The organism is Cyclobacterium roseum (assembly GCF_010119225.1).
Classification (GTDB): domain Bacteria; phylum Bacteroidota; class Bacteroidia; order Cytophagales; family Cyclobacteriaceae; genus Cyclobacterium; species Cyclobacterium roseum.
The window spans coordinates 388,368-412,976 of the sequence record NZ_WNKF01000002.1; the positions used below are offsets into that span (position 1 = coordinate 388,368).

At 45.6% G+C, this 24,609-nt stretch carries 23 protein-coding genes and 1 tRNA gene; 1 reads left to right on the plus strand and 23 read right to left on the minus strand.

All coding sequences use genetic code 11. From position 1 onward, the window contains the following. Positions 1-54: 54 nt before the first annotated feature. From rpsO to GJQ68_RS04240, 3 genes are all read right to left on the minus strand, one after another. Complete coding sequence (gene rpsO, locus GJQ68_RS04230) at positions 55-330, minus strand: 30S ribosomal protein S15 (RefSeq protein WP_162343541.1); 276 nt, start codon at positions 328-330, stop codon at positions 55-57. A gap of 61 nt (positions 331-391) precedes the next feature. Further along, positions 392-2,251 (minus strand): LptF/LptG family permease, encoded by a 1,860-nt coding sequence (locus GJQ68_RS04235; protein WP_162416048.1) that lies wholly within the window; start codon positions 2,249-2,251, stop codon positions 392-394. Positions 2,252-2,329: 78 nt separating this feature from the next. Next, positions 2,330-2,731 (minus strand): START-like domain-containing protein, encoded by a 402-nt coding sequence (locus GJQ68_RS04240; protein ID WP_162416049.1) that lies wholly within the window; start codon positions 2,729-2,731, stop codon positions 2,330-2,332. Positions 2,732-2,821: 90 nt separating this feature from the next. Between GJQ68_RS04240 and GJQ68_RS04245 the strand changes: the two genes are divergently transcribed. Continuing rightward, positions 2,822-2,895: transfer RNA gene (locus tag GJQ68_RS04245), tRNA-Met, on the plus strand. A gap of 306 nt (positions 2,896-3,201) precedes the next feature. On the opposite strand, the gene rplT is transcribed toward GJQ68_RS04245, so the two are convergent. The 20 genes from rplT to GJQ68_RS04345 all read right to left on the minus strand — a co-directional run bounded on the left by rplT (position 3,202) and on the right by GJQ68_RS04345 (position 24,284). After that, on the minus strand, positions 3,202-3,546 hold the full coding sequence (gene rplT, locus GJQ68_RS04250; RefSeq protein WP_162343538.1) for a 50S ribosomal protein L20: 345 nt from the start codon (positions 3,544-3,546) through the stop codon (positions 3,202-3,204). Between the two features lie 103 nt (positions 3,547-3,649). After that, positions 3,650-3,844, minus strand: coding sequence for a 50S ribosomal protein L35 (gene rpmI / locus GJQ68_RS04255; RefSeq protein WP_162343537.1), 195 nt, complete (start codon positions 3,842-3,844; stop codon positions 3,650-3,652). Between the two features lie 23 nt (positions 3,845-3,867). After that, positions 3,868-4,419 carry a translation initiation factor IF-3 gene (gene infC / locus GJQ68_RS04260; protein WP_162343536.1) on the minus strand — a complete coding sequence of 184 codons (552 nt, stop codon included), beginning with the start codon at positions 4,417-4,419 and terminating at the stop codon, positions 3,868-3,870. Positions 4,420-4,504: 85 nt separating this feature from the next. Beyond that, positions 4,505-6,460 (minus strand): threonine--tRNA ligase, encoded by a 1,956-nt coding sequence (gene thrS / locus GJQ68_RS04265; RefSeq protein ID WP_162416050.1) that lies wholly within the window; start codon positions 6,458-6,460, stop codon positions 4,505-4,507. 307 nt (positions 6,461-6,767) lie between these two features. Continuing rightward, complete coding sequence (locus GJQ68_RS04270) at positions 6,768-7,025, minus strand: Txe/YoeB family addiction module toxin (protein ID WP_162416051.1); 258 nt, start codon at positions 7,023-7,025, stop codon at positions 6,768-6,770. Next, the gene (locus GJQ68_RS04275; RefSeq protein ID WP_162416052.1) at positions 7,022-7,276 is read right to left on the minus strand and encodes a type II toxin-antitoxin system Phd/YefM family antitoxin; all 255 of its coding nucleotides are present in this window, start codon (positions 7,274-7,276) and stop codon (positions 7,022-7,024) included. Before GJQ68_RS04275 ends, GJQ68_RS04270 begins: the two co-directional genes overlap by 4 nt. 505 nt (positions 7,277-7,781) lie before the next feature. Next, positions 7,782-10,394 carry a DNA gyrase/topoisomerase IV subunit A gene (locus GJQ68_RS04280; protein ID WP_162416053.1) on the minus strand — a complete coding sequence of 871 codons (2,613 nt, stop codon included), beginning with the start codon at positions 10,392-10,394 and terminating at the stop codon, positions 7,782-7,784. Positions 10,395-10,716: 322 nt separating this feature from the next. Beyond that, positions 10,717-11,340 carry a SatD family protein gene (locus tag GJQ68_RS04285; protein WP_162416054.1) on the minus strand — a complete coding sequence of 208 codons (624 nt, stop codon included), beginning with the start codon at positions 11,338-11,340 and terminating at the stop codon, positions 10,717-10,719. A gap of 115 nt (positions 11,341-11,455) precedes the next feature. After that, on the minus strand, positions 11,456-13,354 hold the full coding sequence (locus GJQ68_RS04290; RefSeq protein WP_162416055.1) for a DNA topoisomerase IV subunit B: 1,899 nt from the start codon (positions 13,352-13,354) through the stop codon (positions 11,456-11,458). A gap of 13 nt (positions 13,355-13,367) precedes the next feature. Beyond that, positions 13,368-13,871, minus strand: coding sequence for a DNA topoisomerase IV (locus tag GJQ68_RS04295; RefSeq protein WP_162416056.1), 504 nt, complete (start codon positions 13,869-13,871; stop codon positions 13,368-13,370). A 96-nt stretch (positions 13,872-13,967) separates the two neighbouring features. Further along, positions 13,968-15,560 (minus strand): sialate O-acetylesterase, encoded by a 1,593-nt coding sequence (locus GJQ68_RS04300; RefSeq protein ID WP_162416057.1) that lies wholly within the window; start codon positions 15,558-15,560, stop codon positions 13,968-13,970. A gap of 62 nt (positions 15,561-15,622) precedes the next feature. Further along, on the minus strand, positions 15,623-16,399 hold the full coding sequence (locus tag GJQ68_RS04305; protein WP_162416058.1) for a phenylalanine 4-monooxygenase: 777 nt from the start codon (positions 16,397-16,399) through the stop codon (positions 15,623-15,625). Between the two features lie 409 nt (positions 16,400-16,808). Further along, a complete protein-coding gene (gene aroF, locus GJQ68_RS04310; protein ID WP_162416059.1) occupies positions 16,809-17,828 on the minus strand; it encodes a 3-deoxy-7-phosphoheptulonate synthase in 1,020 nt (339 codons plus the stop codon). Further along, entirely contained in the window at positions 17,825-18,598 is a 774-nt protein-coding gene (trpA, locus tag GJQ68_RS04315; protein WP_162416217.1) for a tryptophan synthase subunit alpha, read from the minus strand. Before trpA ends, aroF begins: the two co-directional genes overlap by 4 nt. A gap of 5 nt (positions 18,599-18,603) precedes the next feature. Then, positions 18,604-19,782 (minus strand): tryptophan synthase subunit beta, encoded by a 1,179-nt coding sequence (trpB, locus tag GJQ68_RS04320; RefSeq protein WP_162416060.1) that lies wholly within the window; start codon positions 19,780-19,782, stop codon positions 18,604-18,606. 12 nt (positions 19,783-19,794) lie between these two features. Next, positions 19,795-20,448 (minus strand): phosphoribosylanthranilate isomerase, encoded by a 654-nt coding sequence (locus GJQ68_RS04325; RefSeq protein WP_162416061.1) that lies wholly within the window; start codon positions 20,446-20,448, stop codon positions 19,795-19,797. Further along, positions 20,445-21,266, minus strand: coding sequence for an indole-3-glycerol phosphate synthase TrpC (trpC, locus tag GJQ68_RS04330; RefSeq protein WP_162416062.1), 822 nt, complete (start codon positions 21,264-21,266; stop codon positions 20,445-20,447). Before trpC ends, GJQ68_RS04325 begins: the two co-directional genes overlap by 4 nt. A 1-nt stretch (position 21,267) precedes the next feature. Continuing rightward, positions 21,268-22,278, minus strand: a complete 1,011-nt coding sequence (gene trpD / locus GJQ68_RS04335; protein WP_162416063.1) for an anthranilate phosphoribosyltransferase — start codon at positions 22,276-22,278, stop codon at positions 21,268-21,270. Between the two features lie 11 nt (positions 22,279-22,289). Next, positions 22,290-22,853: an anthranilate synthase component II gene (locus GJQ68_RS04340; RefSeq protein WP_162416064.1), complete on the minus strand. Its 564-nt coding sequence runs from the start codon at positions 22,851-22,853 to the stop codon at positions 22,290-22,292. 24 nt (positions 22,854-22,877) lie between these two features. Next, complete coding sequence (locus tag GJQ68_RS04345) at positions 22,878-24,284, minus strand: anthranilate synthase component I family protein (RefSeq protein WP_162416065.1); 1,407 nt, start codon at positions 24,282-24,284, stop codon at positions 22,878-22,880. Between the last annotated feature and the right edge of the window lie 325 nt (positions 24,285-24,609).

Sequence of the window (24,609 nt, forward strand, 5' to 3'; positions counted from 1 at the left end):
ACTAGGAGGTAGCAAAAAAGTAAGGTTCCTTGATACAAGGAACCCCACGTGTTGTTATTTACGGATACCGAGGTCTGCAATCACAGCCCTGTATCTTTCGATGTCGATCTTTATCAGGTAATTCAGCAATCGCCTTCTCTTACCTACCAGCTTCAAAAGACCTTTTCGTGATGAGTGATCTTTTTTGTTAGTCTTTAAGTGGTTCGTCAGATGCGTAATCCTGTAAGTAAACAGGGCAATTTGTGATTCAGGAGACCCTGTATCTGTTTCTGACTTCAACCGACCATGATTTTTGAATAGTTCTACTTTTTCTTCTTTCGCTAAATACATGCTTAGTCAAATATGATGTTAATTTTTAAAACAAAGACAAAGGTAGCTGTTTTATTCGAATTTATAAAACTTCTTCTTTCAACTTTTTTTGAGGCCGCATCCGGACGAACCCCTTCTTGATTTTTTCCGCTATCCCTTGATAAAAATCAGGTTCAAACAGGCGGGCATCTTTCCGCGCCTGCCGAAGAAAGAACAATCCAAAGGGGATCAGCATCAAGTTGGAGAAAAACGTTCCGAAAAAAATGTCGGACATCCCTTCTTTCGCCCACTTTTCTCCCGTGATGGTCAGCATGTAATACATAATGAAAAAAATGATGGACAGCAACACCGGCATACCCAGTCCCCCTTTCTTAATAATGGCTCCCAAGGGCGCACCGATCATAAACAATACAAAACAGGCCAGCGACTGGGTATACTTCTGGTACCAGGCTACCTTAAAAACCCGGTAGTTTCGCGCCACTTCCTGTATTCTTGCCTTATTGGTCGTAAAATTATTTTTGATATTCCTGGCAGCCGTCAAGCCTACGGTTGCCTGCGAAGTCTGGTATCGAGGGGTGTTTCTTATCGAATCAAGCCGCTCTTGCTGCTCCGCTGTCAGCTCCATGACGGGTTCGGGAGTTTTGGCAACACTGCTGGTATTACCGGCAGTTTGGTTGATCTTGCGCAAATTCGGTTGGGATGCCCGGGTAGGGGCGTCCCCATCGGATCCGGTGCTACTGGAATCCGCATCTCCTTTGCGGGCAAGGGAAGGGTTGTCTTCATCAGATGCGGTTTCCGGATCAGGCCCCACTTGTAAACTATCTTGGGAAATGCCGCCTGTAGTATCCCTACTAACTAGGGAGCTATCCTTACTGCTATCTGGACTTCCTTGCCGCTGAGCGGTTCCGGTGCTATCCGGAACATTGTTAAGTGCGATGCCATTTTCGGCATTCTCGTATTCGTCCTTGTATTTTAAATTCCTGAGAGAGTCGGATTCCGCTTTCTTGTCCAGAATCTCCTTGGGCGGTGTCAATTCCCGGGTTCTTCCAAAGTAATTGTAGGAGGCTTCTGTATTGGCAAAATTGAAGAAATACCAATGATTTAATTCCCGGTCCATGGAATCCAGGTCCACCCGGATCTCTCCGATATTCTTTATAGACTTACTATTGGACCACAAATTCTCCGGCGTCCTTTTCATATCAAAAGCGTCAAGGCTGAAAACCATTTCGTTCATGTCAAAACTGGTTCTGCTAAAGGACACCGGCTTGTCCTTGATCCCTCGCTGGCTTCTTCCTTCCTGATAGCTATGGCCATGATGCAGGGTAAGCATCATGTAGCGTTCGTTAAAAAAAGGCTCCATACGTCCCGAATCAGCAGTGATAACGTGCAGGTTACCCTGACCTTGGGTATGATCGTAGATCAACACATCCTCTAGCCTTACCTCATCCAGCTTCCGGTTTACCTTTATACTGTAGTTGGGAATGCCATTATAAAACACGCCCTCTTTAATGTCCAGGGCGGGTGACTTCATCCGGATATCGTACAGGAGGCCAAAGGTTTTAAGGTTTACCTTGGGAACCAGGTAATTATTGGACAGGTAGGCAAATACGGATAGAAAGACCACAAATATGCCTATGGGAAGCATGGCCCTGAGCAGGGAAATGCCGCTGCTCTTAATTGCGGTAAGCTCAAAATGCTCTCCCAGGTTACCAAAGGTCATCAGGGAGGAAAGCAATACCGCCAGGGGAAGGGCCATGGGAGAAATGCTCACTACAAAATAACCAATCAACTCCATGTAGACCATAAATGGCAGGTCCTTCCCAAATATTTCATCGAAATACTTAAGCATGTTTACCGTCAGCAGGATAAAATCCACCACGATAAAAGTGAGCAAAAAGGGACCTATAAAAGACCCGAGGATCAGTTTATCTAATTTTTTCATGAAACGCCTTTAGCCTTACTTCTTTAAAGACGAAACAAAATTGAACATATTATGTCAAAAAAAGGAATATTTGAGTCCTTATCCTCCGATAATTTCCTTGAGGCTATTGATCAGCCCTTCCCAGATCGACCCCTGCTCCTGTTCGTCATAGGCATCTCCGTACTCGATGACCCGAAGGTAAAAGGTCTGGGTGAGTTCATTTTCATCCAGTTTGAACTCAATAAAAGGACGATCGTGGTTTTCTTCCTCCTCCTCCGAGGGGTCAAAAAATTCGAATTTGACGTGGTGGTTGGTGCGCATGATGACCGGTCGGGCATAGTGATTTTCCCCATCATAGATGAAGTTATAGACCTTATCTTCGTTGATGACCACGTCGTCTGCAAACCATTGTGCCAGGCCGCTCGCCGTGCTTAAATAAGGATAAATGATCTTTTTGGAAGTATTTATCTGATAGTCTGAAACAAATTTAATTTTCTGCATGGCCATTCTGTTTCTGGTTATAAAAAGTGATTTTTTTAGGTTCTCAACTTGCAATTCAAGGATTATCCTCACATATTTGCATTCCAATTCGGCGAGGTAGCTCAGATGGTTAGAGCGCAGGATTCATAACCCTGAGGTCAGGGGTTCAACTCCCCTCCTCGCTACACATTTGAGGTCTCTTTCAAGAGACCTTTTTTCATCCCACCGGATCGCATTTAACGGGTAGATTCGCATCTGTTTCTCCCAATTACAAAATTATCCCTATTTCAATATCCTCCTTTCGCCTACATCCTTGTTTCACTTTTGAACAAGGACCTGGAAACCGAAGTGCTTTCTTAATCCTGTTTCGGATGCCCTTAATGCTTAAGGAAAAGTAATATAATGAAATTTTCAAAAAAGTAAACCTTCTTACTAAAGAGCAGGCATAAAAAAACCCTCCGAGGAGGGTTTTTTTATAAGGTACAACCTGTTTATTTTACTTTATCCACCACGGCTTTGAATGCCTCCGGATGGTTCATGGCTAAATCTGCCAATACTTTCCTATTTAAGTCAATGCTAGATTTTTTCAACATGCCCATAAACTGGGAATAGCTGATGCCGTACTGACGGACCCCTGCATTGATACGCTGAATCCACAATCCGCGAAATTCTCTTTTCTTAACTTTTCTATCCCTGTAAGCGTACTGGAGGCCTTTTTCGTATTTATTTTTGGCTACTGTCCATACGTTCTTTCCTCTTCCAAAGTACCCTTTGGTCGCCTTTAATACTTTTTTTCTTCTGGCTCTTGAAGCCACTGCATTTACCGATCTTGGCATGTTTGTTTTCGTTTTTGACCTTTGGTGCTCCTGCTTGTTGTTTCGAAGACTTAATTAACCAAAGATCTGGTGTGAATTAAATAACCTGAATGAATGGAATCGATTAGATTCGTAGCATTGCTTTTACTCTTCCCTCGTCCGTTTCGTGAACCGTCCCCATCTTGGTAAGGTTACGCTTCCTTTTGGTGGACTTTTTGGTCAGAATGTGGCTTTTGAATGCATGCTTTCTTCGGATCTTTCCGGTAGCAGAAAGCTTGAACCTTTTCTTGGCACTTGACTTTGTTTTTACTTTTGGCATTACCCTCTATCTGTTAGTTAATATTATTTCTTACTCGCTTTGGGAGAGACGAAAATATTCATTCGTTTACCCTCCATTTTGGGAAGCTGTTCTACCTGCCCGTAGTCCTCCAGGGCCTGGGCAAATTTCAATAGCAGCATTTCTCCCCTTTCTTTAAAAACAATGGTACGACCCACAAAATGAACGTATGCTTTGACTTTGGCACCATCTTTCAGAAAATTAATGGCATGATTTAGTTTAAAGTTAAAATCATGATCATCTGTATTGGGACCAAATCGTATTTCCTTAACTACCGTTTTTGCTGCATTGGACTTGATTTCTTTCTGCTTTTTCTTCTGTTCGTACTTGAACTTTGCATAATCAATCACCTTGCAAACGGGTGGTGCAGCGGAAGGAGAAATTTCCACGAGATCAAGACCATTATCCTGGGCAAGCGCAATGGCTTTGCTCGTCTCCATGACGGCATTACCTCCTTCTACAAAATCTCCTACAACCCTGACTTCTCTGGCCCTGATTTTTGCATTTACTTTATATGGTTCCTCTTGTCTCGGGGTATACGTTCTTTTTCCTCTCAAAATAGTTATGGTTGTTGTTTAAAGTTTCAATCTGCAAATATCTAACAATTTTTTAAATATTAAAAATCAGCAAATTATAATACTGTTATTTATTTAATGATTCCTTAATGATCCCCTGAAAGTACGCCACAAAGGCTTCTAGTTCAAAACTGCCTTTGTCTCCCTCTCCGTGTTTACGCAGGGAAAGTTTGTTTTCTTCCTGTTCCTTTTCACCGACAATCACCATAAAGGGAATCTTTTTCACCTCGGCATCCCTAATCTTGCGCCCGATCTTTTCATCCCGGTGGTCGATGTCTCCCGTAATCCCGCTATCAGCCAGCAACAACCTTACCTTTTCGGCGTAGTCGGCAAATTTTTCGGAGATCGGAAGAATAACCAATTGCTCCGGTGCCAGCCAAAGCGGAAAATTCCCCGCGCAATGCTCAATCAGCACGGCTACAAAACGCTCCAGTGAGCCAAAAGGTGCCCGGTGAATCATTACCGGGCGGTGTTTTTGATTGTCAGACCCGGTATATTCCAGCTCAAAACGCTCGGGCAACTGATAATCCACTTGTATGGTGCCCAGTTGCCAGCTTCTTCCCAAAGCATCGCGGACCATAAAGTCCAGCTTGGGTCCGTAAAAGGCCGCTTCACCCAGTTCGGTGACGGTCTTCAGCCCTTTTTCCCCGGCCGCTTCGATGATGGCCGCCTCTGCCTTGTTCCAGGCAGCCTGTCCCCCGATGTATTTCTCCATCTTTTCGGGATCCCGAAGGGATATTTGGGCGGTGTAATCCTCAAAGCCCAGCGCCTTAAACACATACAACACCAAGTCAATGACTTTGATAAATTCTTCCTTTACCTGGTCCTGACGGCAAAAGATATGCGCATCGTCCTGCGTAAATCCCCGCACGCGGGTCAATCCATGCAATTCCCCACTTTGCTCGTATCGGTATACGGTACCAAATTCGGCATACCGTACCGGCAAATCTTTATAGGACCGGGGCTTGCTTTTGTAGATCTCACAATGGTGGGGACAGTTCATGGGCTTAAGCAAAAACTCCTCTCCCTCGTGCGGCGTGGTAATGGGCTGAAAGGAATCCTTACCGTATTTTTCGTAATGCCCGGAAGTTTCGTACAAGGCCTTGTGTCCGATGTGCGGGGTAATTACCTGCTGATAGCCCGAATGGTCCTGCTCCTTTTTCAAAAAGCTGACCAGACGCTCTCGAAGCAGGGTACCTTTCGGCAACCACAGGGGCAGTCCCATCCCTACTTTTTCCGAAAAGGTAAACAACTCCAATTCCTTGCCCAACTTGCGATGGTCTCTTTTTTTGGCTTCTTCCAGCATTTCCAGGTATTCCTTCAGCTCCTTGGCTTTGGGGAAGGTAATACCGTAGATACGGGTCAGCATTTTATTATGCTCGTCCCCCCGCCAGTAGGCCCCGGCGATATTGAGTAGTTTGACCGCCTTTACAAAACCCGTATGCGGAATATGCGGCCCCCGGCAGAGATCGGTAAATCCGCCCTGCTTGTAAAAAGTGATGGTGCCATCCTCCAGTCTTTCCAACAAGTCCAGCTTGTATTCATCACCCTTGTTTTCGTAGTAACGAACGGCATCACTCTTGGAAATTTCGCTACGGATATACTCGTTTTTCTGGCGCGCCAGTTCCACCATTTTGGCTTCGATTTTTTCCAGCTCAGCGCCTTCGAGGGTTTTGTCTCCAAAGTCCACATCGTAATAGAACCCCTGTTCTATCGGTGGTCCGATACCAAATTTGATCCCGGGATAAAGTGCCTCCAGTGCTTCGGCCAGCAGGTGGGCGGAGGAGTGCCAAAAAGTGGATTTCCCTTCTTTATCATGCCAGGTGAGCAGGGAAATACTAACGTCCTTGTTTATGGGCCGGGTGGCATCCCAGACTTCCCCATCGACCTTTGCCGCCAGGACGTTTCGGGCCAGCCCCTCGCTGATACTCATGGCGATATCCAGGCCAGTGACCCCTTTTTCAAAAACCCGAACCGACTGGTCGGGAAAGGTTACATTAATTTCATTTTCAGAGTGTGACATGCGTGCGCTTTCGGTTTGTTTACACCTTTACAAACAGGTGTTTTTTAACGGACTGCAAATATGCACATTCGGAAGGGTAAAAAAAAGGGAAGCCGGGCTTATCCCAGGGATTGGGATAATGGAGGTGGATTGGCTGATCCTAGGATGGGCTGTGTTATCGATTAATGGAGTAATAATAAATGCTAGCCGTTTTGTACTGCGCGGGGCGGCCGACCTGGTAAAAAGTGTGTCAGAAGGGCATCAAGCCGAATTTGAGGTTGGAAAAACAAAATCACTAACGAATAAAAACACCAAAATCTCCCTTTTATTAATCGTAATGAAACCTGCATTTTGCTATCAAGATTTCATCCGCTTCCGCCTGATAGATCAGTCGATGTTCGCCATTAATCCTCCCGGACCAAAAACCGGAATAGTTGTATTTCAGTGGCTCGGGTTTACCGATTCCGTCAAATGGGTTCCTTGCAATATCCTTTATCAGGGAATTAATTCGTTTCAGCATTTTTTTATCCGTCTGCTGCCAATACAAGTAGTCTTCCCAGGATTCAGCTGCGAACACTAACTTCATTCCTCTATCAGGCCTTTTTCAAATGAGGAACCTGATTTAAGTTTGGAGATAGCCGCATCAAGCCTCTTTTCGTTGGCCCTTAAGGATAATCCATGCTGAGTTGCCGTAAGCGAATTGTACTCCTCCAAGGAAATGATCACTACCCCGGTATCCTTGCCGCGGTTAATAATGAAGATTTCAAAATCACCTGTTACACTGTCCAGATACTTTTTTATATTTTTCCTGAAGTCGGATAAAGTGGTAGTCAGCATGCTTATATTTTTTTTCTGTACATACACGTGTACAAATACAACAAGATTAGGTTACCAGGCGAATGTTTTTTTGACAAATGAGCCAACATTCAGATAAAATATACTATTTGGTTAACCTGGGTTTATACGGAAGTATTGATTCTAGAGCCTAGAGGGATTGAGTTTCACGCAGCGAACGCAACGAAAACGCAAAGAACGCAGCGAAATAAAAATCCATAAATCTGTTTTATCAAGTGGCTAATCTCGGAACGATCGTAAATCAAAAACTTCGAAAAAACCTGCGGCGACCGCTGCGAACCCTTAGCGGCCGCCGCGAAAAACAATCGTTAAGGCATTACTTCTGAAACTTGATTTCACGCTGCGAACGCAAAGAACGCACCGAGACAAAAGTCCATAGACCTGTTTTACCAAGTGTCTAACCTCGGAGCGATCCTAAATTAAAACCTCTGAAAAAACCCGCCGCGACCGGCGCGAAACCTTGGCGGCCGCTGCGAGAAAAAGCTAATTAAAACAAGCCCAGTTGATCCTCTTCATCCTCATCGTCCCCATCTTCCTTTTTCTTTACATCAAAATTCACGGTGGAGCCGACCGAGAGGTTATCTTCGCCCTTGCCGCTCCCTTTTTTATCCGGTGAGGCGACAAGCTCCACGGCTTTTACGGTATGGTTACTCAGACGGTTCCCAACGGCTCGCCAACCCTTCACATCGATGAGCATGTCCATGTCGTACACATTTTCGTCCACCTCTTTGCCTTTTTGAAGTTTTACCTTCACCTGGGGCTGTTTCTCAGTGGTTACCACGGTCAGACGTGAATTCTTATGGTCAGAGATGAAGTTAAATTTTTTATTTAGCGTGGACGTTTCCACCATAAACCGTTTCACATAATGGTTTTTACTGGCTCCATCAAAATAGATGGCGGAAACCACCCTTTCTGAATCGAACTTTTCCACATGCATCAGGTTTTCCTGATCGTAGCGGTTGGTCAGCTCAAAGTTGGTCAGCTCGTAACTGCCATCTTTATAGAAGGCGAGAATCTTATCATCTCCCAGGAAGTTGCCTACCCATTTACCCCGCTCATCGGTATTCAGCCGGCCTACGGAAGGGTCGTAATAAATATCCAGCCCTCCCAGGGTGGAAACACCCTCCATTTTCAATTGTATTTTACGCACGGGGTATTTGGTCAGGATATTGCCCTGAGCTCCCCGGCCCTTGATCTCAATGTCCTTGAAATCAAAATCAAATACTTTAACCCTTGCCTTGCTGCCTGCAGTCAGGTAAACGGTGATGATTTCGGCTTCACCATTTCCATTGGCTGTAAAATACAGAATCCGCGAGCCTTTGCTGCCTTTAGTGAGCACGTACTCCCGGTCACGGGTGACACTCAACACCTGAAACCGCTTGATCATCGCCCGGCCCGAGGCCCCTTCCAGATACACCAGGTTGTACACCATGCGCTCGTCCCCTTTTCGGTATACTGCCGCATGGATAATGTCCTTGCCGACGAATACCTTGTCCTGGATTTTCGTGACCACACAGACTCCGTCTTTACGGAATACAATGATATCGTCCAGGTCCGAACAATCACAGATGAATTCGTCTTTTTTCAGCCCGTAACCAATAAATCCATCGGCCCTGTTGATGTACAACTTGGCATTGTTTGCCGCCACTACATTGGCAGAAATGGTATCAAAGGTTCGGATTTCGGTCTTCCTTTCCCTCCCTTTGCCATATTTGCTCAGTAGGTTTTTGTAATACTGAATGGCGTATTCCGTCAGGTTTTCCAGGTGGTGATTGACTTCTTCCAGCTCCTCCTGAAGCTTCCGCATCAACTCATCCGCCTTAAAAGTGTCGAATTTGGAAATACGCTTGATCTTGATTTCGGTCAAGCGGATGATATCATCCCGGGTGATTTCCCTGTAAAACTCCGGCTTGAAGGGATCCAGGCCCTTGTCGATCGTTTCAATTACAGCCTCCCAGGTTTCGCATTCCTCGATATCCCTGTAAATCCTATTTTCGATAAATATTTTTTCCAGAGAAGAAAAAAGCAACTTCTCCATCAATTCCCCTTTCCGAATTTCCAGTTCCCGGTTCAGCAGGGTTTTGGTTTGCCGGGTGTTGTATTCGAGAATCTGGTTTACCGTCAGGAAAACCGGCTTCTCTTCGATAATTACACAGGCATTGGGAGAAATGCTTACCTCGCAATCGGTGAAGGCATACAGGGCATCAATGGTCATGTTGGGCGACTGCCCCGGAGCCAATTGAACCTGAATTTCCACGTCTTTGGCGGTATTATCCACCACTTTTTTAATCTTGATCTTGCCTTTATCGTTGGCTTTGATAATGGATTCGATCACTGAATTGGTGGTGGTTCCGTAGGGAATGTCTTTGATCAGCAGGGTTTTGTTGTCCTCTTCTTCTATTTTTGCCCGGACTTTGATGCGTCCTCCCCGCAGGCCCTCATTATACTCGGAAAAATCTGCCAGCCCCCCGGTATTGAAATCGGGCAACAGGTTGGCTTTTTTTCCCTTCAAAATCTGAATGGAGCCTTCGATCAGCTCGCAGAAATTGTGGGGGAGAATCTTGGTACTCAGACCCACAGCAATACCCTCCACTCCCTGAGCCAGCAGCAATGGGAATTTAACCGGCAAGGTAACTGGCTCTTTTTTTCTACCGTCGTAGGATAGCTGCCACTCGGTGGTTTGCGGATTGAACACCACATCCAGCGCAAACTTGGACAAGCGCGCCTCAATATATCGGGCAGCCGCCGCCCCATCACCGGTCCGCACATCTCCCCAGTTGCCCTGGGTTTCGATCAGCAAATCCTTCTGCCCCAGGTTGACGATCGCATCTCCGATGGAAGCATCCCCGTGGGGGTGATATTGCATGGATTGACCAATGATATTCGCCACCTTATTGAATCGGCCATCGTCCATTTCCTTCATGGCATGGAGGATCCTGCGCTGCACGGGCTTAAATCCGTCCTCAATAGCCGGCACGGCACGTTCCAAAATCACATAGGAAGCGTAATCTAAGAACCAGTCTTTATACATTCCGGTGACCGGAATCGAATCGTGTAAGCTCGTATCCCCGTTCTCGGGGTTAGTATCATTATCACTCATATTTTATTCCAATAATTCAAAATAGCAATAGTAGAAAACACCAATAAAACGGAGACAAGGTTTCCAACAAGGAAATAATCATTGGATATTTTATCTTTCTCATTTTTTAGTCGGGCGCCTATTTTTAAAGCCCCAAATAATATAAGGGTTTGGCCAAAACCCTGCATTAAACCTACATATAGAAATAACCGTTCTAATACTCCCAATAACATAGGCCTCAGGGAAAAACCCCTCTGCATAAATTTTTTCCTAAGCATTAGAAATATCCAAAATGCTAAGAATTCTGAGGATAAATAGGTAGCAAGAAGAATACTAATAAACTTTATCGACATAAGAGGATTTCCAACGATCTTTTTAATTTAAAATAATTGTCCATGCCCAACGTTTTATTTCTTTTCCAAACCAATGACCTGTTCTTGTTTGTCTTTTCTGCCACCAATTTATAATCCTTCAACTCCAGTAAATTGGAAATTAAAACGTTATCTCTCCAATGCCACTTTCTTACATGAGATAGGTATAGGTTAAATTGGATTTGTTTCAATTCTTTATCTTTGATATCCCCTCCGATAGAAAGTAAGTCCTCCTCATCCTTCAATAAAATCAAACTTTCTCTCGCTTCAGTCAAAGCCGGCCCCATCATACCATGAGCTATTTTCGTGTTTATCTCTGTTTCAATTTCGCCCAGTTCAACCGAATATCGTAGAGATATTTCTTCATCCGCTTTCCACTTATTTTCCTCCAGCCATGTAATTATTTTGAAAATCGAACATTCCCTTCTTACTATTCCTTGAAATTCATCTCCCAACGTAATGGTAAGTGGAGAGATCAATTCTTCCTGGTTAACTATATTACATTTTTCAACTAATTCTGCAAATGTTTTGGCCAATTTGGATAGATTGGAAAACCCACTGCTGTTAATAATATCCGCCATCAAGACATAATTCATAGCTCATTTCACTTTTTCCAAAACTATTGAATATTTCACTAAAAGTGAAATAATTTCATTTATTTCACTTTTAGTGAAATAAAAAGAGCCCATTTCTTAGATAAATTGGAAGCTATTAGACTGTCTCGGTCTCCTCCTCGGTTGTTTTTACCGCCGGATCGTCAAAAACAATGTCCTTTTCGATCTTCAGGTTATCAATGATAAAGGTTTGCCGGTTGGGGGTGTTTTTCCCCATGTAAAAACTCAACAAGTCTGCAATTTTGGTTTCCTTATTGAGGATGATGGGTTCCAGCCGGATATCTTCACCGATAAAGGTGCCGAATTCTTCAGGGGAAATTTCACCTAAGCCCTTAAATCGGGTAATTTCGGCTACTTTCCCCAGCTTATGGATCGCTCGTTGCCGTTCTTCATCGGTGTAGCAGTAGATGGTTTCCTTCTTATTTCTTACCCGAAACAAGGGGGTATCCAATATGTACAAATGCCCATTTTTCACCAGATCGGGAAAAAATTGCAGAAAATAGGTCATGATCAATAACCGGATATGCATGCCATCCACATCCGCATCCGTAGCAATAACGATTTTCCGGTAACGCAAGCCTTCAATTCCATCTTCAATGTTCAAGGCATGCTGCAGCAAGTTAAATTCTTCGTTTTCATACACTACCTTTTTGGTCATGGAATAGCAATTCAACGGCTTTCCTCGCAATGAGAAGACCGCCTGCGTTTGCACGTTTCTGGATTTTGTAATGGATCCGGAAGCGGAATCACCCTCGGTAAGAAAAAGCATGGTTCCATCTTTCAACTCCGCATCTGCTTTTGGGTCATCGTAATGCACGCGACAATCCCGGAGCTTTTTATTATGCAGGTTGGCCTTTTTGGCCCGTTCATTGGCCAGTTTTTTGATCCCGGAAATTTCCTTTCGCTCCCTTTCCGACTGTAGGATGCGCTTCAGCAAGGCATTGGCCGTGTCCGGGTTTTGGTGCAGGTAATTGTCCAGCTCCACTTTCACAAAGTCATTGACGAATGTCCGGAGGGTGGGCCCGTCAGGTCCTACACTGTGGGAGCCCAATTTGGTCTTGGTCTGCGACTCAAAGACCGGCTCCTGCACCCTTACGGCAATGGCTGCCACTACACTTTGGCGAATATCGGAAGCATCGTAATCCTTTTTGAAGAAATCCCGTACCGATTTCACGATGGATTCCCGGAAAGCTGCCAGGTGGGTACCCCCCTGGGTTGTAAATTGCCCGTTCACAAAGGAGTAATATTCCTCCCCGTATTGATTGGAATGGGTGATGGCTATTTCAATATCGTTACCTTTCAGGTGGATAATGGGATACCTACGGCTGTCGTCATCCACTTTTCTATCCAGCAGGTCCCGCAAGCCATTTTGGGAGAAAAACTTTACCCCATTAAAATTAATGGTCAGTCCCGAGTTAAGAAAGGCATAGTTCCAGATCTGGTTTTCCAGGTATTCCGGAATAAAATGGTAATTTTTAAAAATCGTTGCATCAGGAGAAAAAACGATTTTGGTTCCGTTTCGCTCCGAGGTTTTTTCGATTTTACTGTCTTCCTTCAACTCTCCCATTTGAAACCGGGCCACCTTGCACTCGCCTTCCCGGAAGGATTGCACCATGAAATTTTCGGAAAGGGCATTTACGGCCTTGGTACCGACTCCATTCAGGCCTACGGATTTTTGAAAAGCCCCTGAATCGTACTTTCCTCCGGTATTGATCTTGGACACGCAGTCGATCACTTTCCCCAGGGGAATACCCCGCCCGTAGTCCCTGATCTCCACTTTGTGTTCGCTAATTTTTACCTCGATGGTGCGCCCATGCCCCATCATGTGTTCGTCTATGCTATTATCCAGGATTTCCTTAACCATGACATAGATGCCGTCATCCTGGGCACTGCCATCCCCCAACTTGCCTATGTACATGCCAGGTCGCAGCCGAATATGCTCCTTCCAGTCAAGGGATTTAATGCTGTCTTCTGTATAATTTGCGTTTGCTGCCATAAACTTTACTAATTCAACTTAAAATGGTACCTGACTTTACCTGCTTTATTTTTCCGGCAATCAGGTAAAAAAGACCCAACACCCATACCAGCATCAAGACCGGAGCCAGGTAAAAAAAGAAATTGTATTCCGAACTGTTGATCACATTTTGATTGCTGATGCTGTGAATGTAAAAGACCAATACCGCCGTGGCCAGATTGAGTATTGCGATAAAGGAATACATCCAGGCAAGCATTTTGTCCCGATACACATCGCCCACCGGAAACAAGCGATTCAAGGCGGCATTTAATTTCATCTCCATCAGCTTCGCCGGAACGATCAATAAGACATTGTATACCAGAAACAGTGCAATGGCACCGTAAAAGAAACCCTCTTTGCTGATCTGCTTCAGCGGCATCCCTTCTTTGCTTGCCGCATAGGTGGCAAATTCGGGCAGTGCCGCATAGGCGTAAAGAAGCAGAAACAAAAACAGCCCAATGGTAAGAAAATAGAATACTTTGGCAAAACGGGTGTACATGGTTTTTTATTTAAAGTGCTAATATAAATATTTATCCAGTACCAAATTTGGAAAGTTCCGCCGCCTTTTCAGAAAATACCTGAGGCAATGGGCTAATCACTTGAATTCCAGGATGCGGTCCATTTCCTCACCGATACCGTGGAAAATCAATTTATCGGAATAGACCCGAACCACCGCTCCCGAAACCGGCGACTGTGCCTCCACCATCCCCAGCAGGGTGAGGTGGTGCACGCCTTGGGCATCTTTTACATAGTTACCCTCATGATGATGCCCCGAAAACCAGGCAACCAAGGCCGGAGAATGCCCGATATTCTCCAGCACCTCCTGACTATTGAGCAGGTGGAGTCCATTTTCCGGAAGGAGCGGGTAGTGGCAAAACACGATTATTTTTTTTCCAGCTTCCTCTGCATTTTTCACCTTGGAAACCAACCAATCCATTTGTTTTTCACCGATGCCCCCATTCCAGGGTTTGGCATTATTGGCACCGGAAGCTTCCAGCCGGGCCATTAAGTCACTGGCTTTCCGGTAATTTTCAGTTCCCTCCGGATGACCTTCCAGGCTAATATCCATGCCATCGAGTACCAAAAAAACGATGTTGCCCTTTTCGAAGGAATAGTAGCCCGATGGGTTTCCCAGCTTTTCTCCAACTTTAGCTTTCAAGCTGTCCGCTACCGAAAAATCATGGTTGCCCCAAACATGATGTAAGGGTGCCCTGGCGGCTTCCAATAAGCCAAGAGGTGCATCGAAACTTGTAAAATCCCGATCGATCAAATCCCCCAGGTTTACGATAAAATCCGGTTCAAAAGCATTTAGAAACGGAATGGTTTGCTCCAGAGTGGCCAGGGTACCCCGGTAATTTCGTTTTCCAGCCGTCTCTGCGTCTGCATACTGCACGTCGGCAATAAGCCCGAAAGCAAAGCCTTGCCGGTCGGTATTTTCTCCAAGAAGTGTGTTCATTTTATCGGCGTATCGTTCTCCCAGCAAAACCTGACTGGGACTATCAAAGTGCGTACTGTCAAAGGTGGTCGTCCCAAAGGAAGGGACCACCGCCGTGTGCGATACCCTTGCCGGGAGTAGCAGCAATTTTTCATTCAACGATTTTCTCGATTCTTTGTCTTCCGAAAGTTGTCCGGCCACAAAAGGTAAATTCGGCAAAGACAGCGAATCCCGCAGGGCACCGATGAACTGGCTAATCTGCTCCAGGTACAGGTCGGGTTGGCCGGCATTGGATTCGCCCTGATGCCAAATCACTCCCCGAAGGATGCCGTCCCTGGAAGCGAGCCGGGCCCTTTCTAGCATGTCCCTGAAAAACTCCGTTCCTGGCATCCATTCCTCAATGGCACTCCCCCCTTTGGCATTGACCACAAGCCCGAGGTCTTTATCATTTTGAAGGCTTTTCATCTTCCTGGCAAATCCATAGGCAGGGCTCAGCCGCTGCATGCTGCTATCTTTTCGGATGGTAGAGTGAATGTTGAGGGGATTTCTGGCGGGGACCCAATCCTCCCCGGTAAATAAAAAGACCCCTTCCAGGGGTTCGGAAAGATCCGGCTGAATACTGGCCCTTCCTGCCATGTTGGATTGGCCAATGGCCAGGTAGATATCCAAATCCTTGGATTCCTGGGCAGATACCTGCCAACATAGCTGCCAACCAAAAAGGATTAGTAATAGTCTTTTAATCGAAACGCTCATACAGATAGTAAATCAGGTTTTGGTGAATTGCCAAACCAAGAATAAAGAAAATCTTCCGGAATTCAGTCCGCTTTTTGAAGAAGTTCCTCCAATTTTTCTTTAATCAGTGGAATGGAAGCATAGAGATCTTCAAAACGCTCAATAACAAAATACCTTTCCTGAAATTTATTTTTCCAATAAGGCGTGTTCAAAATTAACTCCACATCGTATTCCAGATGGCGTGGTTCGTTTGAAAGGGAAAACAACGTCTCCCCGGCTGAACTGAGAATTCCCGCTCCATATACCTTCAGTTGCCCCCCTTCCCGGATCAATCCAAATTCAATGGTGTACCAGTATATCCGGGACAGCAGGTCAATGGCCAGAGGATTTTGAATGTGCTTTAAGGCTATTCCCGCCAGATCCTTTAAAAAACGCGTGTAGGCAGGATCTGTCAATAAGGGCAGATGTGCAAAGGCATCGTGAAACATGTCCGGTTCCTGCAAATAATCCAGCTCCCCCATGGACCTCAGCCAGGTGGAAGCCGGAAATCGACGATGATTCAAAAGTCCGAAGAACAGATCATCATCTATCAATCCCGGCACGACCTGCACCGCCCAGCCTGTAAGCCCTGCCAATCTTTTATTTACTTCTGCAAAATCAGCGATGCGATCCGAAGAAAAACCGATCAATTCCAGTCCATCCAGAAATTTTTGGGAAGCAGCGCCGGGAAGGTTTTTGTACTGCCGCTCAAAAAGAATTTTCCAAACCTGAAAATCTTCCGCAGTATACTTCTCGTATTCCTGCTGCATTGGTTTTAGTCTGGGATCAGAAAGAATGTTTGTAGAATCGTTAGCTGCCATGTTATTAGGTAACGCATTTATAGGGTGGATCTTGGCTTTGGCTGTGGATTTTTTCACTATTCTTTGCCAAAAGGAATTTATTACCCTCCTCTCATTAACGTAAATTTAAGCAAGCTGTTTGTAAGCGGTCAGGTTTACCCCTACACTTTTACCAATCCGAAACCTCATTTCATCTGTTTATAATTTGCTTTTTAGCTGTCAGATGCCTGCCTGTCGGCAGACAGGGAATCTCGCAATGATAATCATCCCACTGTGTGACGTTCTCGTCATGCTCGATTTCATGTGTTTATAATTGTCTTTAAGTTGCCACATAGCCTGTCCCGATCTTAAATCGGGAGAATCTTCGCATGAATTATAATCATCCCTCCGTGGGTCGCTTGCGTCATGCTTGATTTCATCAGCCATTCCTTTATAACAAGTCGAAGGTTTTCCGCATGGCAAAAATCTTCCGGATCTGCTCTGCCAGCAAAGAACTTTGGGCAAAATTAAGGGTTTGCTGCCCGTCGGAATAAGCTTTATCCGGGTTCTCGTGGGATTCGTAAATGATCCCGTCAGCACCCGCCATCACGCCTGCCAAGGCCATCTGTGGTACAAACTCCCGGATACCAATGCCATGGGATGGGTCTACCACCACGGGTAAGTGGGACTTGGATTTGAGAATGGGTACGGCATTCAGATCCAGGGTGTTTCTACTTGCTTTTTCATACGTCCGGATGCCCCGTTCACATAAAATCAGCTTTTCGTTGCCACCGGAAAAAACATACTCAGCCGATTGTAACAGCTCCTCAATGGTGCCGGAAATACCACGCTTAATCAAAACGGCCTTATCCACCTTTCCCAGTTCATCCAGCAAATTGAAATTTTGGGTGTTTCTGGCTCCTACCTGGAATACGTCTACGTAATCATACATTTCCTCAATTTGGGAAACCTGCATCACTTCTGTGACGATTTTAATTCCCGCAGCTTTGGCTAGTCGGTGCCATAATTTGAGCCCATCCATGCCCAGCCCTCTGAATGCGTAGGGACTACTCCTGGGCTTGAAAACACCTCCCCGCATCATGGTTAGGTTATTTTCCTTCATATGGTTGATTACCTTAACAATCTGCTCCTCTGATTCAATGGAGCAAGGACCAGTGATGATCGCCATCTCTCCATCCTGGATAGCGATCCCATCTCCCAGATCAATACGGGTAGGTTTGACTTTCCATTTTTTTGAAACCAGTTTGTATTCATCCGAAACAATGTGAATGTCCTGAATCCCCTCCAATGCTCCGATTTTCCGAATATCAAAGGCCTTCTTTCCGATACCAATGAGGTAATCGCCCATCTGTGTTTTGACTTCTGTAACGGTATACCCCAGACCGGTCACTTGTTGTATTAACGTTTCTTTCTGTTCGTAACTGATCTCCTGTTTGAGCTGTATTATCATGATAGAATGCCTTGAATGTATTCGTTAATATCTTTTTTTAAGTCGCTTGATTCCCGCAATACGTTGATAAAGGCACTGCCGATAATCGCCCCATGAGAATGGGCAGAAGCGGTTTGAAAGGAGGGTTTGTCCGAAATCCCAAATCCGATCAGCCGGGGATTATTCAGCTTCATGGCCTTTACCCGCTCAAAATAAGCCAATTGCTCGGGCGTGATCTCCTTTTTGGCTCCAGTGATACTAGCCGAAGAAACCATGTAGATAAACCCGTCCGTATGTTGGTCAATTTGTCGGATCCTTTCTTCAGCCGTTTGTGGAGAAATCAGAAAGGTATTTCGCAAGTCGTACGCATCAAATATTTCCTTGTATTCTGAAAGGTACTGTTGCATGGGCAAGTCAGGTAAAATCAGGCCGTCAATTCCTACCTCTTTACATTTTTTGCAAAAGGCCTCCATACCGTATTGTACTACGGGATTAAGATATCCCATCAGGATCACGGGAATGCTTACTTTTTCCCGTAGTTCACTTAATTGCTCAAAAAGCAATTTCAGGGTCATTCCATTATTCAACGCCTGATTATTGCTTTCCTGAATGGTGGGACCATCGGCTATGGGATCCGAATAAGGCACTCCTATCTCAATAATATCAGCACCGGCCGCTTCTATGGCCTCCATAATGGTCAGCGTATCACCAAGTTTCGGAAAACCTGCTGTAAAATAGATGGATAAAATGCGTTCCTTTTTCTGTTTAAATAATTCGTCTATGCGGTTCATATCTACTAGTAATTTCCCCATTTGATGTAGGTATCTAAATCTTTGTCTCCCCGGCCCGAGAGATTGATGATAATCACATCGGTAGGTTCGTATTGGATCTGGTTAAGGGCTGAAAAAGCATGTGCCGATTCGATGGCAGGGATGATTCCCTCCAGTCGGCTGACCTCGATACCTGCCTGCATGGCATGCTCGTCCTCAACGGCCACAAACTCTCCCCTGCCCGATTCAAAAAGATGGGCATGTACCGGACCAATGCCCGGATAATCCAAGCCAGCCGAAATGCTGTGAGGTTCCACTACTTGTCCATCTTCTGTTTGCATCAGTAGCGTCTTGCTCCCATGTAGAATCCCCGGTTTTCCCAGCAAGGTAGTGGCTGCAGACTTACCGGAAGACACTCCCAATCCGGCAGCCTCAACGGCGATTAGGCGGACAGAGGGTTCGTTGTAATAATGGTAAAAAGCGCCGGCCGCATTGCTACCGCCCCCGACACAGGCAATGACCAGATCTGGGTTTTCCCTTCCTTCCTTTTCCTTGAGCTGTGCCTTCATCTCTGCGGAAATTACGGATTGAAACCGAGCTACCATCTCCGGATACGGGTGGGGTCCTACCACAGAACCGATAATGTAATGCGTGTCTACCGGATTATTGATCCACTGACGCATGGCTTCATTGGTGGCATCTTTCAGCGTTTTGCTACCCGAATTAGCCGGCACCACGGTTGCTCCCAGTATTCGCATGCGTTCCACATTGGGTTTCTGTCGCTCCATGTCCACGGCTCCCATATACACCGTACACTCCATGCCCATCAGGGCGCAGACAGTGGCTGTGGCCACTCCATGTTGCCCAGCTCCGGTTTCGGCAATGATGCGCTTTTTATTTAGCTTTTTAGCTAAAATGATCTGGCCGACGGTATTATTGATCTTGTGGGCACCCGTATGGCAGAGATCTTCCCGCTTGAGGTATATCTTGGCGTTGTATTTCTCCGAAAGTCTTTTGGCGAGAAATAGGGGAGTAGGCCTGCCCACATAGTCTTTCAAAAGGGAATCAAACTCTTCCCGAAAAGCAGGAGATTCCATTATTAGTTCATAATTCTCCCGCAACTCTTCGATATTGGGATAAAGCATTTCGGGAATATAGGCTCCACCAAATTGCCCATAGAATCCATTTTCGTCAACTTTTATCATCGGTATATCCATTTATTCTTTGGTTTTCTGTAGTTGTTGTCTGATCTCCCAGGAAAATTCCCGCACCAGGCTCAGGTCTTTTAGTCCCGGTCTGATCTCAAATTTTGAATTGATATCAATACCTGCCATGTGCGGAGCGGACTGGTACAGGTCCACCAACTCCCCAGCCTGGTCTGCCTGAATTCCCCCGCTGAGTAAAAACGGTTTGTGGAAGGGGTATTGTTTAATAATTTCCCAGTTAAATTGATGGCCGGTACCTCCATACGAAGGACCGTCGGTATCCAGCAGGAAATAGTCCACGAGTTCTTCATAGGCTTCCAAACCCTGCCAGGACCATTCCTTTCCGATCCGAAACACCTTGATCAGGGAGATCCCTGTCAGGTTTTTGATTTCCCTTACTTGCTCCAGCGATTCATCTCCATGAAGTTGGACCTTATCCAGCCCGTAATCCCTCACAACTCCCTGGATCTCGTCCGGACTGGCGTTTACAAATACACCTACCTTCGGCAAGGCAACGCCCTGGTAAAATTCCGGATCCACAGAAAACCCCGGCACATACCGTCTGGAGGGAGGATAGAAAATCATACCCATCCAATTCACCAAACCGAGTTCCTCAAGTCCCCGAATATTTTCGGGATCTGCCATGCCACAGACTTTTATGATCATGCCCCGGAGTTTTGAGCTTGCGATGTCAGTAATTTCCGGTACTGATTCATGAAATTATACGCTGCCTGATGGGGCCGAATGGTTTTCATAAAGTTTTCTCCAATTAGAAAACCATCAAAACCGGCCTTTTTTAGCCGGACCAGCGTGGCCGGGTCAGACAGTCCACTTTCCGAGATCCTGATAAACGTGTCGGGTATCATCTGAATCAATTCCAGGGAGGTTTCCATGTTTACCTCAAAGGTTTTCAGGTTCCGGTTATTTACACCTACCAGATCTACGTATTCGTTTAGGGAGGCATCCAATTCTTCCCGATTGTGAACTTCCAACAGCACTTCCATTCCCAGCTCTTTCGCCAGAGCAGCCAGTTCCCGGATTTTTTGAGGTGTCAACGCAGCCGCTATTAGCAAGATGCAATCTGCTCCCAAGGCCCTGGACTCGATCAGTTGGTACGCATCCACCATAAAGTCTTTACGAAGGATGGGACAGTAATTAAATTTTCTGGCCAGTTTCAAATCCTCTGCCGATCCTCCAAAATACGTTTCGTCGGTGAGCACCGAAAGGGCGGAAGCTCCGGCTTGCATGTATCCAATGGTTATTTTTTCAATCGCTGCCGTTGAATTGATCCAGCCCTTCGATGGGGACTTTCTTTTGAACTCGGCAATGATGCCTGTTTTTTCCGGATCGGTTATGTATTTTCTCATAGAGACCACCGGGTTTCCAAAAAACAGGCTTTTCTCCAACAATTTCTCCGGGTAGAGTGCCTTTCGCTCAGCTACTTCTTCCTTTTTATGGGCAATAATGGTATCCAATAGGTTCATATCAATGAGTAGTTATGGAAGTTTGTGGATCGATCATCTTTTTAAATACCTTAAAAGCCGTTCCATTTTTAAGGGTTTCCGTGGCCATTTCCCTGGCCTTCTGAAAGGTCCACTCTGGTTTGGAGGTGAGCAAGGCCGCTGCTGCATTGGCAATAACCACCGCTTCCTGTGCTGGGCTTCCCTTACCTTGCAGAATATCGGTAAATATTTTGGCTGATTCATCTACCGTAGCACCGCCAATGATTGCTTCCGGAGACACGGTCTCAAAACCCAAGCCCTGCGGGTTTACGACCTGTTCCCCGGCATTGGAAATCCACTTAAGGTCTCCTGTTAGGGAGATTTCATCGTATCCGTCCAGGGAATGTAAGATACTAAATCGTACATCATTGTTTTGGTAAAGGTACCCATACAAGCGGGCTAGTTCAAGACTAAAAACACCCACCAATTGTTTTTTTGGAAAACTGGGGTTTACCATGGGGCCGAGCATGTTGAAAAACGTTTTTACACCCAACTCTTTTCGTACCGGCCCGATGTGTTTCATAGCGGGGTGAAACAAGGGGGCATGCAGAAAGCAGATCCCTGCCCGATCCAAACTCCTTTTAATTTCGTCCACGTCGTTGGTAAATTCATAGCCAAAATGCGCCAGCAGGTTGGAGGAGCCGCAAACGGAGGATACCCCTACATTTCCATGCTTGGCAACCGGCTGACCCGCCCCCGCCACAATAAAGGAAGCCAGGGTGGATATGTTAAAGGTATCTTTTCCATCCCCTCCAGTGCCACAAAGATCGATGGCATCGTATTCGGGGATATTGACCGGTATGCATCTTTCCAGCATGGCCTCCCGGAACCCCATGAGTTCCTCCACCCGAACACTGCGCATCATAAATATGGTCAAAAAAGCAGCCATCTGGCTTTGGTTTACCTCTCCTGAGGTCATTTCTTTTAAAACCCCTTTTGCCTGTTCCTTATTAAGGGTTTTGTGTTCAATCAGGTGATTCAGAATTTCTTTCATGATCCAATGGTTTATTCTCCTTCAATCCAGTTTTTAATTATTTCCACCCCGTGTTCGGTCAAAATACTTTCGGGGTGAAATTGCAGGCCTTTTACCTGGTACTTAACATGCCTGACGGCCATGATTTGCCCATCTGGCGTTTTGGCTATCACCTCCAGTTCTTGTGGCAGCAGGGTTTCATCAATCACCCAACTGTGATACCTTCCCACGGTGAAAAATTCGGGCAGCCCTGTGAACAGCGGGTCCGGTTGGATCCGCACCTTGGAAGCCACCCCATGCACTACCTCGCTGAGGTTTATCAACCCTCCGCCAAAGGCCTCACCAATGGCCTGGTGCCCCAAACACACACCCAGGATATCTTTGGTGGGGGCGTACTTTTTGATCAGTTCCGGCATGATCCCGGCTTCTGACGGAATCCCCGGACCGGGTGACAGCAGAATTTTATCATAATGACCCACCGCCTCCAGTCCGATCTTATCATTTCTGTAAATATCCAAATCGCAGCCCAGCTCCCGAAGTATATAGACCAGATTGTAGGTGAAGGAATCGTAATTGTCCAGTACCAGTATTTTCATTGGTATGTTGTTTTCAAGTAAAAATTAAATGGCCTCTGCTGATTTCAAGGCGACCCGCAAGGCTTCCAGCTTGTTACTCACTTCCTGGAGTTCACTCTCAATGGAAGATTTGGCCACGACGCCTGCACCTGCCTGAAAGCGTAGCTGGTTGTTTTCTGAGATAAAGGAGCGAATCAAAATGGCATGGTTAAAATCTCCATTGAATCCAAGAAATCCGATTGCCCCTCCATAAAACTTTCTAGCCTTATTTTCCAGGGAATCGATCAATTCCATGGCCCGGTACTTGGGTGCCCCCGAAAGCGTTCCGGCTGGAAAGGTGTCAGCAACCAACTGTAGGGGATTAGCACCTTTCGGTAACTCCCCGGTAACTTTAGATACCAAATGGATTACATGCGAATAATATTGTATTTCCTTAAAAACCTCCACGTTTACCTTCTCGGAGGAGCGGCTGAGGTCGTTTCTTGCAAGGTCTACCAGCATCACATGTTCTGAATTTTCTTTGGGATCGTCGTAAAGCTTGATGGCAAGTTGGGCATCGGCCTCGTCATTACCCGTTCGTTTAAAAGTGCCGGCAATCGGATAAATGGTCGCTTTGTTGCCTTTTACTACTATTTGCGCTTCGGGGCTGCTGCCAAAAACTTTATAGGATCCATAGTCAAAATAAAATAAATAGGGGGAAGGATTGATGGAACGAAGTGCCCGGTAGACATTAAACTCATCTCCTTTAAACCCGGTAGAAAAAGCACGCGAAAGAACGATTTGAAACACATCTCCCCGAAAGCAATGATCCCTTCCTTTGGCCAGTATCTCCAAAAATTCCGCATCGGTATAATTGGAGCTTTCCTCGCCGTCCAACTTAAAATCATAACTGGGGATGTTCTTATTGTTTAGAATCATCTCGATTTTGGAAATTCCCGATTCGTCCGGTTCACCCTCCAGGTAATGCTCAAAAATGTGCAATTCGTTTTTAAAATGATCCACCACGATCATGTTTTTGTAGACTGCGTAATGGATCAAAGGAATTCCGGAAGTCTCAGTATTCTGTAGCGTAATATCCTCGAAATGATTGACCGCATCGTATTGAATATACCCAAACAATCCATTGGTAATGAATTTATAGTCCAATTTTTCCTCCTGGAAGTTATTGGAAAACTGGCGCAGGGCATCCATGATTTTTTCACCCGGTTGGAGTTCTCTGACACTGGTATCCTGATTGGGAAGGGATTGCCGGATTTCACCGTTTGTAAGGGAGAAAGAGGCCATTGGTTCGCAACAGATATAGGAATAACTGTTTTCGTTTCCGTGGTAATCGGAACTTTCCAGTAGGATGGTATTGTGATACCTGTCCCGAATCTGGAGGTAGATGCTCACCGGGGTAATGGTATCCGCCAGCAGCTTTTTATACCGGGTTTTGATGTTGATTGGATTCATATGCTGTGTTTTTAAAATAAAAAAAGGCCTGCCGGGAGTCCAGCAAGCCTTGGTTATATTGATACTAACAAATTTGGGCAATGGATAGCTGTTCTCCCTCTAAAAGAAGTATGACACCCACCACCAAATTTGATTCGTTTTTTTCATAAGGTTGGGCAAATATAGAAAAGGACTATCATTATCAAAAATAAAAGGGATTTATTTTAGCCGGGAATTTTTAGCCAGCTTTTCCTGAGTAAGAAATCCTTCGTAGCAAAGGTCAATCCATAGGAATGGAAGCCGCTGAGAAAGCTTCGCTTCTTTGGAACAGAGCCCATGGGTTGGT

Bases quoted from the DNA above. Each gene is read 5' to 3' on its own strand.
- rpsO (WP_162343541.1), bottom strand. From the start codon at position 330: ATGTATTTAGCGAAAGAAGAAAAAGTAGAACTATTCAAAAATCATGGT.
- GJQ68_RS04235 (WP_162416048.1), bottom strand. From the start codon at position 2,251: ATGAAAAAATTAGATAAACTGATCCTCGGGTCTTTTATAGGTCCCTTT.
- GJQ68_RS04240 (WP_162416049.1), bottom strand. From the start codon at position 2,731: ATGCAGAAAATTAAATTTGTTTCAGACTATCAGATAAATACTTCCAAA.
- rplT (WP_162343538.1), bottom strand. From the start codon at position 3,546: ATGCCAAGATCGGTAAATGCAGTGGCTTCAAGAGCCAGAAGAAAAAAA.
- rpmI (WP_162343537.1), bottom strand. From the start codon at position 3,844: ATGCCAAAAGTAAAAACAAAGTCAAGTGCCAAGAAAAGGTTCAAGCTT.
- thrS (WP_162416050.1), bottom strand. From the start codon at position 6,460: ATGTCACACTCTGAAAATGAAATTAATGTAACCTTTCCCGACCAGTCG.
- GJQ68_RS04270 (WP_162416051.1), bottom strand. From the start codon at position 7,025: ATGAAGTTAGTGTTCGCAGCTGAATCCTGGGAAGACTACTTGTATTGG.
- GJQ68_RS04275 (WP_162416052.1), bottom strand. From the start codon at position 7,276: ATGCTGACTACCACTTTATCCGACTTCAGGAAAAATATAAAAAAGTAT.
- GJQ68_RS04280 (WP_162416053.1), bottom strand. From the start codon at position 10,394: ATGAGTGATAATGATACTAACCCCGAGAACGGGGATACGAGCTTACAC.
- GJQ68_RS04285 (WP_162416054.1), bottom strand. From the start codon at position 11,340: ATGAATTATGTCTTGATGGCGGATATTATTAACAGCAGTGGGTTTTCC.
- GJQ68_RS04290 (WP_162416055.1), bottom strand. From the start codon at position 13,354: ATGGCAGCAAACGCAAATTATACAGAAGACAGCATTAAATCCCTTGAC.
- GJQ68_RS04295 (WP_162416056.1), bottom strand. From the start codon at position 13,871: ATGTACACCCGTTTTGCCAAAGTATTCTATTTTCTTACCATTGGGCTG.
- GJQ68_RS04300 (WP_162416057.1), bottom strand. From the start codon at position 15,560: ATGAGCGTTTCGATTAAAAGACTATTACTAATCCTTTTTGGTTGGCAG.
- GJQ68_RS04305 (WP_162416058.1), bottom strand. From the start codon at position 16,399: ATGGCAGCTAACGATTCTACAAACATTCTTTCTGATCCCAGACTAAAA.
- aroF (WP_162416059.1), bottom strand. From the start codon at position 17,828: ATGATAATACAGCTCAAACAGGAGATCAGTTACGAACAGAAAGAAACG.
- trpA (WP_162416217.1), bottom strand. From the start codon at position 18,598: ATGAACCGCATAGACGAATTATTTAAACAGAAAAAGGAACGCATTTTA.
- trpB (WP_162416060.1), bottom strand. From the start codon at position 19,782: ATGATAAAAGTTGACGAAAATGGATTCTATGGGCAATTTGGTGGAGCC.
- GJQ68_RS04325 (WP_162416061.1), bottom strand. From the start codon at position 20,448: ATGATCATAAAAGTCTGTGGCATGGCAGATCCCGAAAATATTCGGGGA.
- trpC (WP_162416062.1), bottom strand. From the start codon at position 21,266: ATGAACCTATTGGATACCATTATTGCCCATAAAAAGGAAGAAGTAGCT.
- trpD (WP_162416063.1), bottom strand. From the start codon at position 22,278: ATGAAAGAAATTCTGAATCACCTGATTGAACACAAAACCCTTAATAAG.
- GJQ68_RS04340 (WP_162416064.1), bottom strand. From the start codon at position 22,853: ATGAAAATACTGGTACTGGACAATTACGATTCCTTCACCTACAATCTG.
- GJQ68_RS04345 (WP_162416065.1), bottom strand. From the start codon at position 24,284: ATGAATCCAATCAACATCAAAACCCGGTATAAAAAGCTGCTGGCGGAT.